This is a genomic window from Caballeronia sp. LZ033, assembly GCF_031451265.1.
In the GTDB taxonomy this organism is placed as follows: Bacteria; Pseudomonadota; Gammaproteobacteria; order Burkholderiales; family Burkholderiaceae; genus Caballeronia.
The window spans coordinates 381462-398559 of sequence record NZ_JARUXQ010000001.1 but is presented as its reverse complement, the minus strand read 5'-3'; the positions used below and the strand labels follow the sequence as shown (position 1 = coordinate 398559).

The 17098-nt window shown below is 65.0% G+C and carries 12 protein-coding genes; 2 read left to right on the top strand and 10 right to left on the bottom strand.

The window, feature by feature from the left end; translation table 11 throughout:
* Positions 1 to 17: 17 nt before the first annotated feature.
* The 3 genes from QCE62_RS01920 to QCE62_RS01910 all read right to left on the bottom strand — a co-directional run bounded on the left by QCE62_RS01920 (position 18) and on the right by QCE62_RS01910 (position 4369).
* On the bottom strand, positions 18 to 1325 hold the full coding sequence (locus QCE62_RS01920) for a Glu/Leu/Phe/Val dehydrogenase (protein ID WP_309913690.1): 1308 nt from the start codon (positions 1323 to 1325) through the stop codon (positions 18 to 20).
* A gap of 108 nt (positions 1326 to 1433) precedes the next feature.
* Complete coding sequence (locus QCE62_RS01915) at positions 1434 to 2402, bottom strand: LysR family transcriptional regulator (protein WP_309913685.1); 969 nt, start codon at positions 2400 to 2402, stop codon at positions 1434 to 1436.
* An 89-nt stretch (positions 2403 to 2491) separates the two neighbouring features.
* A complete protein-coding gene (locus QCE62_RS01910) occupies positions 2492 to 4369 on the bottom strand; it encodes an ABC transporter ATP-binding protein/permease (RefSeq protein WP_309913682.1) in 1878 nt (625 codons plus the stop codon).
* 238 nt (positions 4370 to 4607) lie between these two features.
* Between QCE62_RS01910 and QCE62_RS01905 the strand changes: the two genes are divergently transcribed.
* Complete coding sequence (locus tag QCE62_RS01905; RefSeq protein WP_309807189.1) at positions 4608 to 5003, top strand: acyl-CoA thioesterase; 396 nt, start codon at positions 4608 to 4610, stop codon at positions 5001 to 5003.
* Between the two features lie 6 nt (positions 5004 to 5009).
* On the opposite strand, the gene QCE62_RS01900 is transcribed toward QCE62_RS01905, so the two are convergent.
* Both QCE62_RS01900 and QCE62_RS01895 read right to left on the bottom strand, forming a co-directional pair.
* Positions 5010 to 8123 carry an EAL domain-containing protein gene (locus QCE62_RS01900; RefSeq protein ID WP_309913679.1) on the bottom strand — a complete coding sequence of 1038 codons (3114 nt, stop codon included), beginning with the start codon at positions 8121 to 8123 and terminating at the stop codon, positions 5010 to 5012.
* Between the two features lie 194 nt (positions 8124 to 8317).
* Entirely contained in the window at positions 8318 to 8797 is a 480-nt protein-coding gene (locus tag QCE62_RS01895) for a nitrate reductase associated protein (RefSeq protein WP_309913675.1), read from the bottom strand.
* A gap of 188 nt (positions 8798 to 8985) precedes the next feature.
* Between QCE62_RS01895 and fdhD the strand changes: the two genes are divergently transcribed.
* The gene (gene fdhD / locus QCE62_RS01890) at positions 8986 to 9813 is read left to right on the top strand and encodes a formate dehydrogenase accessory sulfurtransferase FdhD (RefSeq protein ID WP_309913671.1); all 828 of its coding nucleotides are present in this window, start codon (positions 8986 to 8988) and stop codon (positions 9811 to 9813) included.
* Positions 9814 to 9819: 6 nt separating this feature from the next.
* Here fdhD and QCE62_RS01885 read toward each other — a convergent pair whose 3' ends face one another.
* The 5 genes from QCE62_RS01885 to QCE62_RS01865 all read right to left on the bottom strand — a co-directional run bounded on the left by QCE62_RS01885 (position 9820) and on the right by QCE62_RS01865 (position 16938).
* Positions 9820 to 10584: an enoyl-CoA hydratase gene (locus QCE62_RS01885; protein ID WP_309913668.1), complete on the bottom strand. Its 765-nt coding sequence runs from the start codon at positions 10582 to 10584 to the stop codon at positions 9820 to 9822.
* Between the two features lie 62 nt (positions 10585 to 10646).
* On the bottom strand, positions 10647 to 11846 hold the full coding sequence (locus QCE62_RS01880; protein WP_309913665.1) for an acetyl-CoA C-acyltransferase: 1200 nt from the start codon (positions 11844 to 11846) through the stop codon (positions 10647 to 10649).
* 36 nt (positions 11847 to 11882) lie between these two features.
* Positions 11883 to 14309, bottom strand: coding sequence for a 3-hydroxyacyl-CoA dehydrogenase/enoyl-CoA hydratase family protein (locus QCE62_RS01875; protein ID WP_309913662.1), 2427 nt, complete (start codon positions 14307 to 14309; stop codon positions 11883 to 11885).
* A gap of 94 nt (positions 14310 to 14403) precedes the next feature.
* Complete coding sequence (locus tag QCE62_RS01870) at positions 14404 to 16191, bottom strand: acyl-CoA dehydrogenase C-terminal domain-containing protein (RefSeq protein ID WP_309913659.1); 1788 nt, start codon at positions 16189 to 16191, stop codon at positions 14404 to 14406.
* 75 nt (positions 16192 to 16266) lie between these two features.
* Positions 16267 to 16938, bottom strand: coding sequence for a TetR/AcrR family transcriptional regulator (locus QCE62_RS01865; RefSeq protein ID WP_309913656.1), 672 nt, complete (start codon positions 16936 to 16938; stop codon positions 16267 to 16269).
* Positions 16939 to 17098: the final 160 nt, after the last annotated feature.

Sequence of the window (17098 nt, the reverse complement as noted above, 5' to 3'; positions counted from 1 at the left end):
GTGGACCGCGTAGCAGATCAGGGATACAGGCCGCGCATCTCGCGCGCCTGGAGGATCCGCGAGCACGCGACGATGAACGCCGCCGTGCGCACCGACACCTGATGCTCGCTCGCCACCTGCCACACGCCGGCGAAGGCTTCGCGCATCACGCGCTCCAGACGCTGGTTGATCTCGTCCTCGGTCCAGAAGAAGCTCGAGAAGTCCTGCACCCACTCGAAGTACGACACAGTCACGCCGCCCGCGTTGGCGATCACGTCGGGGATCACGAGGATGCCCTTGTCGGTCAGGATGTCGTCCGCCGCGGTGGTCGTCGGGCCGTTCGCGCCTTCCACGACGATCTTCGTGCGGATCTTGCCGGCGTTCTTCTCGGTGATCTGGTTCTCGAGCGCCGCCGGGATCAGGATGTCGCTCTCGATCATCCAGAATTCGTCGGCCTGCACCGGGTCCGCGCCTGCGAAGCCGCCTACGCCGCCGTTCTGCGCGACGTGCTCGAGCAGCGCGACGGTATCGATGCCCTTCGAGTTATGCAGCGTGCCGGTGTGATCCTGCACGGCGATCACGCGCGCGCCCGCTTCCTGGAACAGCTTGGCCGCGATGCCGCCGACATTGCCGAAGCCCTGCACCGCGATGCGCGCGCCTTCGATCTCCATGCCGATGCGCCGCGCCGCTTCGCTGCCGACCACGAACACACCGCGTCCGGTGGCTTCCCGGCGGCCGAGCGAGCCGCCGAGCGAGATCGGCTTGCCGGTGACGACGCCGGTGGCCGTCTGCCCCTGGTTCATGGAGTAGGTGTCCATCATCCAAGCCATGATCTGCTCGTTGGTGTTCACGTCGGGCGCGGGGATGTCCGTGTTCGGCCCGATGATGATGCCGATCTCGCTGGTGTAGCGGCGCGTCAGCCGTTCGAGTTCGCCGCGCGACAGCGTGCGCGGATCCACGCGGATGCCGCCCTTCGCGCCGCCGTACGGCACGTTCACGGCAGCGTTCTTCACCGACATCCACGCGGACAGCGCCATGACTTCCGAGAGCGTCACGTCCTGGTGGTAACGCACGCCGCCCTTGCCGGGACCGCGCGACGTGTTGTGTTGCACACGATAGCCTTCGAAGTGCGCGACGGTGCCGTTATCGAGTTCGATCGGGCAGTCGACGACGAGGATGCGCTTGGGACGCTTGAGGGTTTCGAGCCAGCGGGAGAGAGAACCGAGATAGGGAGCGACGCGATCAACCTGCTTCAGATAGTTTCCCCAAGGACCGAGATCATCGGCATTGAGGTACGACGGGATGGCATGTTTGGCGTCCGGCGTTTGCGCGTTCGACGAAGACATTGATGCTCCAGCGGTGAAGGAATGCAGCCATTGTCGAAAAACGGCCTCTGCAAATCCAATGCCGGATTTTTATCCCGTCATGCGTTTTGTGCATAACGTTCGAAAGCCTTACGTGGCGGCGGTTTCAGCCGCCTTGAGCAGCTCCTCGTTGACCGCGTCCCATAGCGCACGCATCAATGCCTGGCGCGGTTCCTCGCCCATCGATGCCAGCTTGTCGCGATACAGCCGGATGTCCATGGTCAGCGTGAACTGGCCGGCCGGCATGCCGCGCGTGCCCCGGTCGAGACGGATGAGGCGGCCCTCCTCCACCGCATCCTCCACGGCGCTGTGTGGCAGGAAGGCAATGCCGTGGCCCGCGATCGCCATCGCCTTCAGTCCTTCGGCCATGTCGGTTTCATAGACCTTGTCGAGATAGAGGCGTACCGGCGAGGTCGCGATGATCGTCTCGGTCATGCGGCCGAGGTACGCGTTCGGCGTGTACGACAGATACGGCACCGGCGATTCGGCGGACGCCGGCAGCGTGAAGCGCGCGCGGCCACCTTTCGTCACCGCGGAGAACGGGCTGATCGGTTCGGTGCCGAGCGTGAGCATGTCGTAACGCGCGGGATCGAGCGCGACCGGATGGCTGGGATGGTGATAGCCCATCACCAGATCGCAGCCGCCTTCCACCAGGGACAGCACCGCGTCGTGCACGTTGAGCGCGCGCAGGCGGGTGCGGATCCGCCCGAGACGCGCTTCGATATGCTCCAGCCAGCGCGGAAAGTAGGTCAGCGACAAGGTATGCGGCACGGCGAACTCGATGGTCGCCGCCGGCACGCCGCCCTGCCCGCGCAACAGCGTGCGCGCCTCGTGGAACTGCGAGAGCATCGCGAGCGCCTGCTCGTAGAAGACCTGGCCGGCCTGCGTGAGGCGCGTCGGATAGACGGACCGATCGATCAGTTCGGTGCCGAGCCACGCTTCGAGCGCCTGGATGCGGCGTGAGAAGGCGGGTTGCGTGATATGCCGTAATTCAGCGGAGCGGCTGAAGCTGCGCGTCTCCGCGAGCGAAACGAAGTCTTCGAGCCATTTGAGTTCCATGCTTCGTCGTGCGCGCAATGCGCCTGTGGCGGCAAAACACGCATTTTATCGACACACGGGCGACGCAGGCCCGCTGCTCAGCGCGATCTTCAAACCCTCGCCGCATCGCGCTGATCCGCCGCCGCTTCTCCGGTCTTCTGCTGCTGCAACGCCCACATCTGCGCGAACAGACCACCCGCATCGAGCAACTCGGCGAACGTGCCGCGTTCCACGATGCGCCCATGATCCATCACGATGATCTGCTGAGCATGCACCACCGTCGACAGCCGATGCGCAATGATCAGCGTGGTCCGCTCCCGCGCAATCGAATCCAGTTCGCGCTGGATGGCGCGCTCGGACTTCGAATCGAGCGCCGACGTGGCTTCATCGAAAATCAGGATCGGCGGGTTCTTGAGCAGCGTGCGCGCAATGGCGACACGCTGCTTCTCGCCGCCCGAGAGCTTCAGCCCGCGTTCGCCGACCGGCGTGTCATAACCCGCCGGCAAGGCCTCGATGAAATCGTGGATATGCGCCGCACGCGCCGCCGCGATCACTTCGTCGCGGCTCGCGGAAGGACGGCCGTACGCGATGTTGTAATAGATCGAATCGTTGAACAGCACCGTGTCCTGCGGCACGATGCCGATCGCCGCGCGCAGCGAGTCCTGTGTGACGTCGCGAATGTCCTGTCCGTCGATGCGGATGGCGCCGCCCTGCTCGCGCTCGAGATCGTAAAAGCGGAACAGCAGGCGTCCGAGCGTCGACTTCCCCGAGCCGCTGTGCCCGACCACCGCGGTCGTGGTGCCGGCGGCAATCGTGAAATCGACGTCATGCAGGATGGTCCGCGCGCGTTCATAGGCGAAGCTCACGTGCTCGAAGCGCACTTCGCCGCCGCGCACCGCGAGCGCTTGCGCATCCGGCGCGTCGGGCACTTCCCGGCCCGCGCCGAGCAGCGTGAACATGCGGTCCATGTCGGTCAGCGCCTGCTTGAGCTCGCGATACACGACACCCAGGAAATTGAGCGGTATATACAGCTGCAACATGAAGGTGTTGATCAGCACGAGATCGCCGAGCGTCAGGCGGCCGGCCATCACGCCCTGCGTCGCGCGCCACAGGATGAACACGAGCCCGACGCCGATGATCGTCTGCTGGCCGAAGTTGAGCATCGACAGCGAGCGCTGCGACTTGATCGCGGCCGCGCGATAGCGCTGCAGATTCTCGTCGTAGCGGCGCGTTTCCCATTCTTCGTTGCCGAAGTACTTGACGGTCTCGTAGTTGAGCAGCGAATCGATCGCGCGCGAATTCGCCTTCGAATCGAGATCGTTCATCGTGCGGCGGTAATGCGTGCGCCACTCCGTCACCTTCACGGTGAAGACGATGTACGTCACCAGCGCGATCCCCGTGACGATCGCGTAATACGCTTCGTACTTGGTCACGAAGAACGCCAGCACGAGGCCGACTTCGACGAGCGTCGGCAGGATGCTGTACAGCGAATAGGAAACGAGTTGCTGGATGCCGCGCGTGCCGCGCTCGATGTCGCGCGACATGCCGCCCGTCTGCCGCTCCAGGTGAAAGCGCAGCGACAGCGAATGCAGATGCCGGAACACGCGCAGCGCGAGTTGCCGCACGGCGCTTTCGGTGACCTTGGCGAACAGCAGTTCGCGCAGTTCGGTGAACAGCGAGGTGGAGAGCCGCGCGGCCGCATAGGCGACCACCAGCAGCCCGATGCCGCCGATCAGCACGATCCCCGGCGCATCCGTCGCGCGGCCGAGCGCGGTCAGATGCTGCACGGAAGACAGGCCATCGACGATCTTCTTCATCACGATCGGCACGCCCAGGTTCGCGACCTTCGCGCCGATCAGGCAGGTCAGCGCGAACGCGACGCGCCATTTGTACGTGGTGAGATAAGGCAGCAGCGAACGGATCGTCTGCCAGTCGTTGCGCGGGCCCTGGGGCGCGGGCCCGGGCTCTCGGTTGGACGTGCGGCGCATGAGTATCGTGGGGCAAGCGCGCCGCTTCCAGCCGGAATGCGGCGCCGGGTAACGCATCGGTCGGCGGGGCGGGAGCCGGTCTCGCGCAGGCTTTCCCGTACAATTTATGGCAAGCGCCCGGCGCCGCTGCAAGTTGCCGCGCGGCCGGAAGCGCATCCGTCTAACGGCATTGTCGCAGAAGGCCCAAGGGGCCGCTTGCGCCGGCCGCCGCTCCTCCCTCGCCAACCGGAAACCTGCCATGACCGACCAATCCAATCTTCCCCAGAAGCAGGTCGCGCTGCGCGTCGTGCCGCAGCCCGCCGACGCCAACGTCCACGGCGACGTGTTCGGCGGCTGGATCATGGCGCAGGTGGACATCGCCGGCTCCATTCCCGCGAGCCGCCGCGCCAACGGACGCGTCGCGACCGTGGCGGTGAATTCGTTCCTCTTCAAGCATCCGGTATTCGTCGGCGACCTGCTTAGCTTCTATGCCGACATCGTGAAGACCGGCAACACGTCGGTCACCGTATCGGTCGAGGTCTATGCGCAGCGCATGAGCCTCGCCGAAGAGGTCGTCAAGGTAACGGAGGCGACGCTCACCTACGTCGCGACCGACCGCGACCGCCGTCCGCGCGTCCTGCCGCCGCTCGACTGACGCGCCTCAGTTCGGCAGCACGCCCTGTTGCAAGAGGCCCGGAATCGCTTCGTGCGGCATCGGGCGCGAGAAGAAGAAGCCCTGCATTTCGTCGCAGTCGCGGGCGCGCAGGAACTCGTGTTGCGCGGAGGTTTCGACGCCTTCCGCGATCACCTGCAACTCCAGCGAATGCGCGAGCGCGATGATCGCCGAGGTGATGGTTTCGTCGTCGCTCGACGCGCCGATGTCCGCGACGAACGAGCGGTCGATCTTCAGCCGGTGCACCGGGAAGCGCTTCAGATAGGACAGGCTCGAATAGCCGGTGCCGAAGTCGTCGATGGCAATGCCGATCCCGAGCGCGGATAGCTCGGACAGCATCGTGATCGCTTCCTCGGCGTTGCGCATGATCGCGCTTTCGGTGAGTTCGAGTTCGAGATAGCGCGGTTCCAGTCCGGTTTCATCCAGCACGGACGTGACCAGCCGCGCGATGTCGCGTTGCTGGAAATGGCGCGCCGACAGATTCACCGACACGCGCGCGGCCGGCAGGCCGGCGTCCTGCCAGGCCTTGTTCTGGCGGCACGCCTCGCGCAGCACCCACTCCGACAGCGGCCCGATCAAGCCGCTCTCTTCCGCGACCGGAATGAACGACGCCGGCGACACCAGCCCCTGTTCCGGGTCGTGCCAGCGCACGAGCGCCTCGATGCCGACAATCTGGCGCGTCGTCATGTCCACCTGCGGCTGATAGTGCAGCAGGAACTCGCCGTCGCGCAGCGCACGCCGCAGACGGCGTTCGAGATTCATGCGCGCGCCGACGCTCGCGTTCATCTCCGGCTGATAGAACTGATAGGTGTTGCGGCCCATGTCCTTCGCACGGTACATCGCGAGGTCGGCCTTCTTCATCACGGTCTCGGCGTCGTCGCCGTCCTGCGGATAGAGACTCGCACCCATGCTGCAACCCACGTACAGCTCGGTGTCGTCGATCCACACCGGCTCCGAGATGGCCGCGCGCGTACGCTCCATCCACGCAATCAGGCCGGCTTCGTCGGTCAGGTCGGGCAGCACGATCACGAACTCGTCGCCGCCATGGCGCGCCACCGTGTCGCTGGTGCGCGCCGTGCGGGCGAGCCGTTCCGCGATCACCGCGAGCAGGCGGTCGCCGACGCTGTGGCCCAGGCTGTCGTTGACGTTCTTGAAGCCGTCGAGGTCCATGAACACGACTGCGATCTTGGTCTCGCGCCGCCGCGCCGCTTCGATCGCGTGCTGCAGGCGGTCCTTCAGCAAATTGCGGTTCGGCAGGCGCGTGAGCGTGTCGTAGTTCGCCTGGTATTCGAGCTCTTCCTGATAGCGCATCAGGTCGGTCACGTCGTTGATGATGCCGATGTGATGCGTCGTCAGTCCCTGCGCATTCGGCACGGGCGCGACGAACAGCTGGTTCCAGAACAGCGCGCCGTCCTTGCGATAGTTGCGCACCACGACGCTCGCTTCGAGGTTGACATCGAGCGCGCGGCGGATCGCCGTGAGGCCGTCCTGCTCGCCGTCCGGACCATGCAGGAAACGGCAGTCCTGGCCGATGACCTCGCTCGGGTCATAGCCGGTGATGCGCTTGAACGCCGGATTCGCATACTCGATGACATTCGCGCCGTCCACCACGCCCGTGATCAGGATGGCGTTGACGCTGGCGTCGAGCGCGCGGCTTTGCAGGCGCAGCGCCAGTTCGGCGCGCTTGTGGTCGGTGACGTCGTGATACGAGCCGAGCACGCCGATGGTCTGCCCTTCGCCGTCGAGCAGCGGCAGCTTGCTGGTGACGAGCGTGCGCAGTTGCTCGCCGATCACGATGTCGCGCTCGAAGTGCATCTTGGGCACGGTCGTGACGATGACTTCTTCATCGTCGGCGCGCACGACATCCGCAAGCGCGCCCCACGGCAATTCGTAATCCGTCTTGCCGATGACCTGCTCGTTGTACGCCAGGCCCGCGTCGCGCGCGAAGGCGTTGTTGCAGCCGAGATAGCGCAGGTCGCGATCCTTCCAGAACACGCGCTGCGGAATGTTGTCGATGACGGCTTCGAGCATCTCGTTCGAACGGCGCGCCTCGGCTTCCGCGTTGATGCGGTCGGTCACGTCGTTGGCCAGCATGAAGATGCCGGGCCGGTTCGAATATACGAGCGAGTGATGCGAGACATCGGCGGCGACGATCGAACCGTCCTTGCGCCGATAGCGCCATACGCCCGCCGAGGCCTGTCCCGCATTCGCCCGCTCGCCGGTCTCGCCCGCACTGCGCGCGAGCCGGGCGGCGAAGCTGTCGAAGTCGTCGGCGTGATGCAGGTCGCGCAGCGTCATGCCGAGGAACGCGGGTTCATCGAAGCCGAAGTGGGCGAGCGCCGCCGGATTAACCGCGATGAAACGCATGGTCTCGCGATCGACGATCCACATCGGCACCGGATGCGCCTCGAACAGGCTGCGGAAGCGCTCGTTGCTGCGCTGCCGCGCCCGCTCGATGCCGAGCTTCTCGCGCGACTGGCGCTCGTTGCTGGCGAACAGATAGATGAGCACCGCGCTGCCGGCGAGCATCGTGAAGATCAGCAGCAGCATCGCGCCGCTGGAGGCCTGCGCGGATTCGTCGAGCGCCGCAATGGTCGCGTTGTCGATTCTCGTGCGCACCGCCGACAGTTCTTCATCCACCGCCTGCTGGTCTTCGCCGAGCGTCACGAAGGCGGCGTCGGCCCAGGCGCGGGAAGCGTCGGGCGGTGCATGACGGGCGTGTTCGAACGCCTGATTGGCGTCGCGCCGCAACATGGAGGCGCGCGTGGCGAGCGCCTCGAATGCGCCGCTCATGCCGGGCTCGATCGAGAGCTGCGCGCGCAGGCCGCTTTCGAGCGCATCGAGGTGGGCTTCGCGCTCCAGGTGCCGCGCTTCGGTCTCGGCCACGCCGGTGGCCTCGAAGCGGCTGAGCTCGGGCAGCGCCTCGCCGAGCGTGCTGCGGTAGGCGCCCAGATCGCGCATGAGGCTCATCGAGCGCAGGGTGCGCGCATCGCTTTCGCGCAGTCCGCCAATGCGCTCGCAGGCGACGAAAGCGTTTGCGCCGAGCGCGGCCAGCACCACGGCGATGTTGACGAGCAAACCCCTGGAGAGGAAACGAGTCATGCGGCGGGCGTATCCCTTTGGTGCGCGTCGGACGCGGCTCGAAGAGACGCGCCCACGCGGTTGCGCGTTGTGAGAAACGCTCACATCGCGACTATTGGATAACGCCCAATATCGGCAGCAACAGCCCCGTATTTAGGGCTTGTTGCCGAATAATATGATCAATGCGTCAGCAAAACGTTTGCGAGCACTGCTCGTCATTCCAGGAGGCCGAACTCGCGCATGGCCGGCAGGAAGTCGTGATTGACCTTGTCCGTGTTGCGCGAGAGTTTCGCCAGCGCGTAGCGCTGGAAACGGTCGAGTTTGCCCCAATGGGAAAGACTCGGCGCGCTCACGCCGCACAGGCTGCTTTGACGGATGACGGTCTCGGGCACGGCATCGGCGTGAGCCCAGACCGGATCCGGATCGCGCTCGATCTTCTCGGGTGCGGTGTTCGCATGCGTCTTCATCATCTCTTCGAGCGCGAGGTCGAAGTTCTTCTCGACTTCGGCTTCGTCTTCGATGGGAAAGCGCGCAAGCAATACGCGATCGTCATACGGAAGCTGCTGCCACTCGTCGAGCGTGATGCGCATGCCGAAGCGATCGAGATTGAAGCGCACGGCAAGCGGAATGAAGCGCAGATTCTCTGAAGATTCGACTTCGAATCCAAAGAGTCGCGCGGCGTCATAAAGTCCCATAACAAGCCTCGTTGGATTGAGGGCGTGCGCGACGCGCAGTGCCGCCTTAAGTTATTGTAGGGCCTTGGATCTGGCTGGAACCGTTGCAAACGAGCCGCTGGGCACATGTTTAAAACGCGCGCACAGCACAATGAAGCAGCAAGTCGCATACCCGACTTTACTCGAAGAAGTGGTCAGGAGCAGTAAAAGTGAGTCAACTCGAAACCGACGATCAACCTGGCTTCGTCAAGCGTCCGGTGCGCAGGCATCGCGCGGGCGCAAGCTCGGTGGCGGCCGATCAGGTCGGCCAGGAATGGCCGGTCGCGCTGGTGTACAACGGCATCTCGCACGCGGTCATGATGTGTACCCCGCGCGATCTCGAAGCGTTCGCCGTGGGATTCTCGCTGACCGAGGGCATCATCGAACGCGGCAGCGACATTCACGACATCGAAGTCACGTTTCACGATCACGGCGACGTGCTGCCGCATGCCGAAGTGCAGCTGCAAGTAGTGCAGCAGTCGTTCATGGCGCTGAAGGACAAGCGCCGCGCCATGGCCGGCCGGACCGGCTGCGGCGTGTGCGGGATCGAAAGCATCGAGTTGCTGGATCTGCAGCCCGAACGCGTGCCGGACACTGGTTTTCTCGCGCGTCTCGCGCCGGATGCCATCGAACGCGCGGCGCGCGACCTGTCCGCGCATCAGGTGCTGTCGAAGCTGACGGGCGGCCTGCACGCCGCCGCGTGGTGCGATGAAACGGGCGCGATCCGCTGCGCGTTCGAGGACGTCGGCCGTCACAACGCGCTCGACAAGCTCATCGGCCATCTGGTCCTGCAACGTCAGGACACGACGCAAGGCTTCGTGTTCCTGTCGAGCCGCGCGAGCTACGAGCTCGTACGCAAGTCGGCGCGCGTCGGCGTGCCGATGATCGCGACCATCTCCGCGCCAACGTCACTGGCCATCGCCATCGCGAAACAGGCGGGCTTGCGGCTCGTCAGCTTCGCGCGCGAGAACAGCTTCGTCGAATACGACGTCGAGTGAAACGGCTCACTCGAACTTGCTGAAGTCCGGCTTGCGCTTCTCGAAGAACGCCTGGAAGGCCTCGCGTGCCTCGGGCGCAGCCAGCATGCGGGCGAAGTGCGCGGCCTCGTCCGCCATGCGCGCGGTCACTTCGCCGGACTGCGCACCCTTCATCAGCGACTTGGTCACACGCAGCGACGACGCCGGCAGCAACGCGAGCCGCCGAGCCTTTTCGAAGGCGTAGGAATCGAGTTGCGCGGCATCGAGCGCGCCGTTCACGAAGCCCATGGCGATCGCCTCGTTCACGTCGAACGCCTCGCCCAGCAGCAGCTTTTCCGCCGCGCGCTGATAACCCGCCACACGTGGCAACAGCAGGCTCGACGCCGCTTCCGGACACAAGCCGAGCTGCGCGAACGGCAGCGAGAACTTCGCGTCCGGACTGGCGTAGACGAGATCGCAATGCAGCAGCATCGTCGTGCCGATGCCCACCGCCGTGCCGCCCACCGCCGCAACCAGCGGCTTGGGAAAGCCGCTCAGACGCCGCAGGAACTGAAACACGGGCGCATCGAGGCCCTTGGGCGGATCGTTCAGGAAGTCGTCGAGATCGTTGCCCGCGCTGAAGACGCCGCCGTTCGCGCGAATCAGCGCCGCGCGCACGGTCGGGTCCATCTCGGCTTCGTACAGGCCGTCGGCCATTTCCTGATACATCGGCGCGGTGATCGCGTTCTTCTTGTCCGGACGATTGAGCACGATGCTCAGCACGCCGTCCGCGCGTTCGATCTGAATCTCCATGCGCTGCCTCCTTGTACCGGCGCGCGAGCCGTTGCAGAACGCCGGCTCGCGCACCGTTCGCGTCAAAGCCGTTCGATGATCCCCGCCGCGCCCATGCCGGTGCCGACGCACATCGTCACCATGCCGTACTTCAGGTTGCGCCGGCGCAGGCCGTGCACGACGGTCGCCGCGCGAATTGCGCCGGTCGCGCCGAGCGGATGGCCCAGCGCGATCGCGCCGCCGAGCGGATTGACTTTCGCGGTATCGAGACCGAGATCGCCGATCACCGCGAGCGCCTGCGCCGCGAAGGCCTCGTTCAGCTCGATCCAGTCGAGATCGTCCTGCTTCAGGCCCGCGGCCTTCAGCGCGGCCGGAATCGCTTCCTTCGGCCCGATGCCCATGATCTCCGGCGGCACGCCGCGCACGGCGAAGCTGACGAAGCGCGCCAGCGGCGTCAGGTTGAACTGCTTCAGGATCTTCTCCGACACGACGATCAACGCGCCCGCGCCGTCCGACGTCTGCGAACTGTTGCCGGCCGTGACCGAGCCTTTATTGGCGAACACGGGACGCAGCTTGCCGAGTCCTTCCACCGAGGTCTCGGCACGCGGACCTTCGTCGAGGGCGATCTCGCGCGTGTTGGTGCGCACCTGACCCGAGGCGAGATCCGGAAAGCGCTCGTTGAGCGTATAGGCGGCGATCTCGTCGGCGAATTCGCCTGCCTGCTGCGCGGCCAGCGCGCGCCGATGCGACTCCGCCGCGAACGCGTCCTGCGCCTCGCGGCTCACCTTCCAGCGCTCCGCGACCTTCTCCGCCGTCAGGCCCATGCCGTACGCGATGCCGACGTCCTCATTGCGCTCGAAGATATGCGGCGACAGCGAAGGCTTGTTGCCCATCATCGGCACCATGCTCATCGATTCGCAACCGCCCGCGATCATCGCATCGGCCTCGCCGACACGAATGCGGTCGGCTGCCATGGCGAGCGCCGTCAGGCCCGACGCGCAGAAGCGGTTCACCGTGACGCCGCCGACCGTGTTCGGCAGGCCCGCCAGCAACGCGCCCATGCGCGCCACGTTGAGGCCCTGCTCGGCCTCGGGAATCGCGCAACCGATGATGGCGTCCTCGATCACGCTGGTGTCGAGTCCGGGCGCTTGCGCGACGGCGTTCCTGATCGCGTGGACCAGCAACTCGTCCGGGCGCGTGTTCCTGAACACGCCGCGCGGCGCCTTGCCGATCGGCGTGCGGCTCGCGGCGACGATGTATGCGTCTTGCAGTTGTTTGCTCATTGTGTGCAGCTCCTGTATGTCGCTATGTCGCGCGCGTCAGTTGCGGACCGGCTTGCCGGTCTGCAACATGCCCATGATCCGCTCCTGCGTCTTCTGCGTGCCGAGCAGCTCGACGAAGGCGCGGCGCTCCAGCGCGAGGAGCCATTCCTCGTCGACGAGACTGCCCGCCTCCACTTCCCCGCCGCACACCGCTTCCGCGATGCGGCTCGCGATCAGATAGTCGTGGTCGCTGATGAAGCGGCCGTCGCGCATGTTGACGAGCGACGCCTTGATCGTCGCGATCGCCGAGCGGCCCGCCACCGGCACCTGCTTCACGCGCAGCGGCGGCCGGTAGCCGGCATCGCTCAACGCGCGCGCTTCGTTCTTCGCGATGTCGAGCAGTTCGTGGACGTTGAAGACGATGGTGTCGGTGGGCTTCAGGTAGCCCATCGCGCGGGCATCGAAGGCGGAGGACGAGACTTTCGCCATCGCCGCGTTCTCGAACGGCTTCTGCAGGAACTTGAGCAGGTCGCTGGTGGCATTGACGGCGGCCGCTGCCTCCGCCGCGCGCAACGCCGCTTCCTTCAGGCCGCCGCCCGCCGGCACCAGGCCGACGCCCACTTCAACCAGCCCGATATAGCTTTCGACGTGCGCCACGCGCTTCGCCGACTGCAACAGCAGCTCGCAGCCGCCGCCCAGCGCGAGACCGGACACGGCCGACACGACCGGCACGTTCGCGTACTTCACGCGCAGCATCCCTTGCTGGAACTTCGCGACGAATGGCTCGATGCCCTTGGCGCCGCCCATCATGAACGCGGGCATCGCCTCTTCGAGATTCGCGCCCGCCGAGAACGGGCCGCCCGGCGTGCCGAGTTGCAGCGAGGTCGGCTGCCAGATCACCACGCCGCGATACTCCTTCTCGGCGAGTTCGATGGCCTGCGTGAGGCCGTCGATCACACCCGGCCCGATCGTGTTCATCTTCGTCTTGAACGAGACGATCACGATGTCGCCCTGCTCGCGGTCGAGCCATGCGCGCACGCTTTCGGTTTCGAACAGCGTCTTGCCGGAGGTCTTCGGATCCGCGCCGGTCTCGCCGACCAGCGGCGCGCGGAACACCTGCTTGCCGTAGACCGGCAGAGTGGAGCGCGGCACGAAGCGGCGTTCAGCGGGCGACCACGATCCTTCGTCCGAATGCACGCCCTTCTCCGCGACGGGACCGTCGAGCACCCATGCCGGCAGCGGCGCGTTCGAGAGCGCCTTGCCCGCGTCGATGTCTTCCTGCACCCAGCGCGCGACCTGTTGCCAGCCCGCTGCCTGCCAGCTTTCGAACGGCCCCTGGTTCCAGCCGAAGCCCCAGCGGATGGCGAGATCGACGTCGCGCGCGTTGTCCGCGATCGATTCCAGATGCACCGCGATGTAGTGGAACACGTCGCGGAAGATCGCCCACAGGAATTGCGCCTGTTTGTTGTCGGTCTCGCGCAGCAGCTTGAAGCGCTCGGCGGGCGGACGCTTGAGAATGCGGCCGATCAGTTCGTCGGCCTTTGCGCCGCCCTCGACGTATTGCGCCGTCTTCGGATCGAGCACCTTGATCGACTTGCCTTCCTTGCGATAGAAACCCGAGCCCGTCTTCTGGCCCAGCGCGCCGTTCTTGACCAGCGCTTCCAGCACGGGCGGCGTCTTGTAGACGGAGAAGAACGGGTCGTCCGGCAGGTTGTCCTGCATCGTCTTGATGACGTGCGCCATGGTGTCGAGCCCGACGACATCCGCCGTGCGGAAGGTCGCCGACTTGGCGCGGCCCAGACGCGCGCCGGTGAGATCGTCGACTTCGTCGAAACGCAGGCCGAACTTCTCCGCTTCCGCGATTACCGCGAGAATCGAAAACACGCCGACGCGGTTCGCAATGAAATTGGGCGTGTCCTTCGCGCGCACCACGCCCTTGCCGATCACGCTCGTCAGGAAGGTTTCGAGCTGGTCGAGAATGACGGGTTGCGTCGCCGCGGTCGGGATCAGTTCAACCAGATGCATGTAGCGCGGCGGATTGAAGAAATGCACGCCGCAGAAGCGCGCCTTCAGCTCGTCCGAAAAGCCCTCCGACAGTGCCGTGATCGACAGGCCCGAGGTGTTGCTCGCGAAGATCGCGTGCGGCGCGATGTGCGGCGACACCTTCTTGTAGAGATCGTGCTTCCAGTCCATGCGCTCGGCAATCGCCTCGATCACGAGATCGCATTCGGCGAGCTTGGCGATGTCGTCGTCGTAATTCGCCGGCTCGATGTAGTGCGCGTCTTCCTTGATGCCGAACGGCGCCGGCGACAGCTTCTTCAGGTTCTCGATGGCCTTCAGTGCAATGCCGTTCTTCGGGCCTTCCTTCGCGGGAAGATCGAAGAGCAGGACGGGCACGCGCGCGTTGATCAGGTGCGCGGCAATCTGCGCGCCCATCACGCCCGCGCCGAGCACGGCGACTTTGCGAATGTTGAGGGTGCTCACGGGTAAGCCTCCGGGATTACGGGTTTGCTTCGAAATGAAAGGCGTGGCGCACGCCGCGTTCCATCATGGATCTCGCAGCGTGCGTGAGACTCGCTCAGAACAGCGCTTCGTCGTAGTCCATCATCGGCTTGGCGCCGGCGCGCGCGGCGCGGATGGTCGAAGCCGTTTCCGGCAGGAGCTTGGCGAAATAGAAGCGCGCAGTGGCGAGCTTGGCCTTGTAGAAGGCATCGCCTGATGCGGCGTTGTCCAGCGCGACGCGCGCCATGCGCGCCCAGAAGTACGAGAACACCAGATGGCCGACCGTGCGCAGATACGGCACCGCGGCCGCGCCCACTTCGTCGGGGTTCTGCATCGCCTTCATGCCGATTTCCATCGTCAGCTTCTGCACCTTCTCGCCGATATCCGCGAGCGGGTTGATGAACTCCTGCATCTCCGGCTTCACGCCTTCCTGCTCGACGAAGTCCGCCACCAGCTTGCCGAAGCGCTTGAGCTTCGCGCCCATGTCGCCCAAGATCTTGCGGCCCAGCAGGTCCAGCGCCTGGATCGAATTCGTGCCCTCGTAGATCATGTTGATGCGCGCGTCTCGCACGTATTGCTCCATGCCCCACTCGGAAATGAAGCCGTGGCCGCCGTAGATCTGCATGCCCATGTTCGTGCCTTCGAAGGCGTTGTCGGTCAGGAAGGCCTTGATGACCGGCGTCAGCAGCGCGACGAAATCCGCGGCCTCGCGGCGCACGGCTTCGTCCGAATGGGAGAGCTCCTTGTCGATGTTCAGCGCCGCCCAGTAGCTGAACGCGCGGCCCGCTTCGGCATAGGCCTTTTGCGTGAGCAGCATGCGGCGCACGTCGGGATGCACGATGATCGGATCGGCGGGCTTGTCCGGCGCCTTCGGCCCGGTCAGCGAGCGCATCTGCAGACGCTCCCTCGCGTACACGAGCGAGTTCTGATACGCGACTTCGGTGAGACCGAGCCCCTGCATGCCGACACCCAGACGCGCGGCGTTCATCATCACGAACATCGCGTTCAAGCCTTTGTTTGCTTCTCCGACGAGCCAGCCATGCGCGCCGTCGAGATTCATCACGCAGGTCGCGTTGCCGTGAATGCCCATCTTGTGCTCGATCGAGCCGCACTTGATGCCGTTGCGTGCGCCCGGCGCGCCGTGCGCATCCGGCACGAACTTCGGCACGATGAAGAGCGAGATGCCCTTGGTGCCCGTCGGCGCGCCCGGCAGACGCGCCAGCACCAGATGGACGATGTTCTCGGCCATGTCGTGCTCGCCGCTCGAAATGAAGATCTTCGTGCCGGTGAGGGCGTAGGAGCCGTCGGCGTTCGGCTCGGCCTTCGTGCGCAGAATGCCGAGGTCCGTTCCGCATTGCGGTTCGGTCAGGCACATCGTGCCGGTCCACACGCCCGAGACGAGCTTCGCCAGATACACCGATTTCTGCTCCGGCGTGCCGTGCGCGTGCAGGCATTCATACGCGCCGTGCGACAGGCCTGGGTACATCGTCCAGGCCTGATTCGCGGAGTTGAGCATCTCGTAGAGCGCGTTATTGACGAACGCGGGCAGGCCCTGGCCGCCGTACTCGGGATCGCAGCCCAGTGCCGGCCAGCCGGCCTCCACATACTGCCGGTAAGCTTCCTTGAAGCCGGACGGCGTCTTCACGACGCCGTCGCCCTCGTAGGTGCAGCCTTCGCGATCGCCGCTCTGGTTGAGCGGAAACACCACTTCCGAACAGAACTTGCCGGCTTCCTCGAGCACCTGGTTGATGGTGTCGGCGTCGAGGTCCGCATGGCTGGGCATGCTTTTCAGTTCGGCTTCGACGTTCAGCACCTCGTGCAGGACGAATTGCATGTCGCGAAGGGGGGCGGCGTACTGTCCCATGAGTCTCTCCAGGTTTCCAGGCTTCTCGTTGCGCGCCGCCTGACCGCTCCAGCCTGTGACTTTTGGGCGGCGCCGCTAACGCGTGTCGGTATGTTGCGAAGTCAGATTGACCGTCCCATTCGCGACCGGCGACACGCCGGTTTCGACGGCCGTACGCGGCAACTGATACGAGACGATCGTCTTTTCCAGCGCGTCCCGCGTCAGTTGCACGGCTTCCGGAAGATGCAGGAAGCGCGCGTCGTGATGCAGGCCGAGCGTAAAGCTGTACAGCTCGAAAAGCATCAGCTGCGGATCAGTCTCCGCTTTCAGATGCCCCTCGTCCTTCGACTGGCGGATCGCGCGCAGCAACGCCTCGCGCCACATGCTCACGCTGTGCACCAGCTGCTCGCGCACCGCGCTCGCGGCGCGGTCGTCGTACTCGACCGCCCCGCTGATATAGATACAACCCGTGGTCACTTCCTGGATGCGCTTCTCCATCCAGCGATTCATCATCGCGCGCAAGCGCGGCAGGCCGCGTGCTTCGCGCAGGCTCGGAAAGAACACCTCGTCCTCGAAGCGCCGGTGGTACTCGCGCACCACCTCCACCTGCAAATCCTCGCGCGACCCGAAATGCGCAAACACACCGCTCTTGCTCATCTGCATCCGCTCGGCCAGAAGGCCGATGGTCAGCCCTTCCAGACCGTCCCGACTTGCCAAGTCCAGCGCTGCGTCGAGAATCGCGGCCCGCGTCTGTTCGCCTTTTCGCATGATGTCCCTACCGTTCTTATGTGACCCGTGAAATCGAACGGCCGTTCTATTATTATGGCCGGACCAAGGTGAAACAAGCAATTTTTTAGAAACGCGTATCTAAAAATAGTCGAACAATGTCTTTAGGATAAGTCTCAACATTGCCCGCGCACATTGTCGC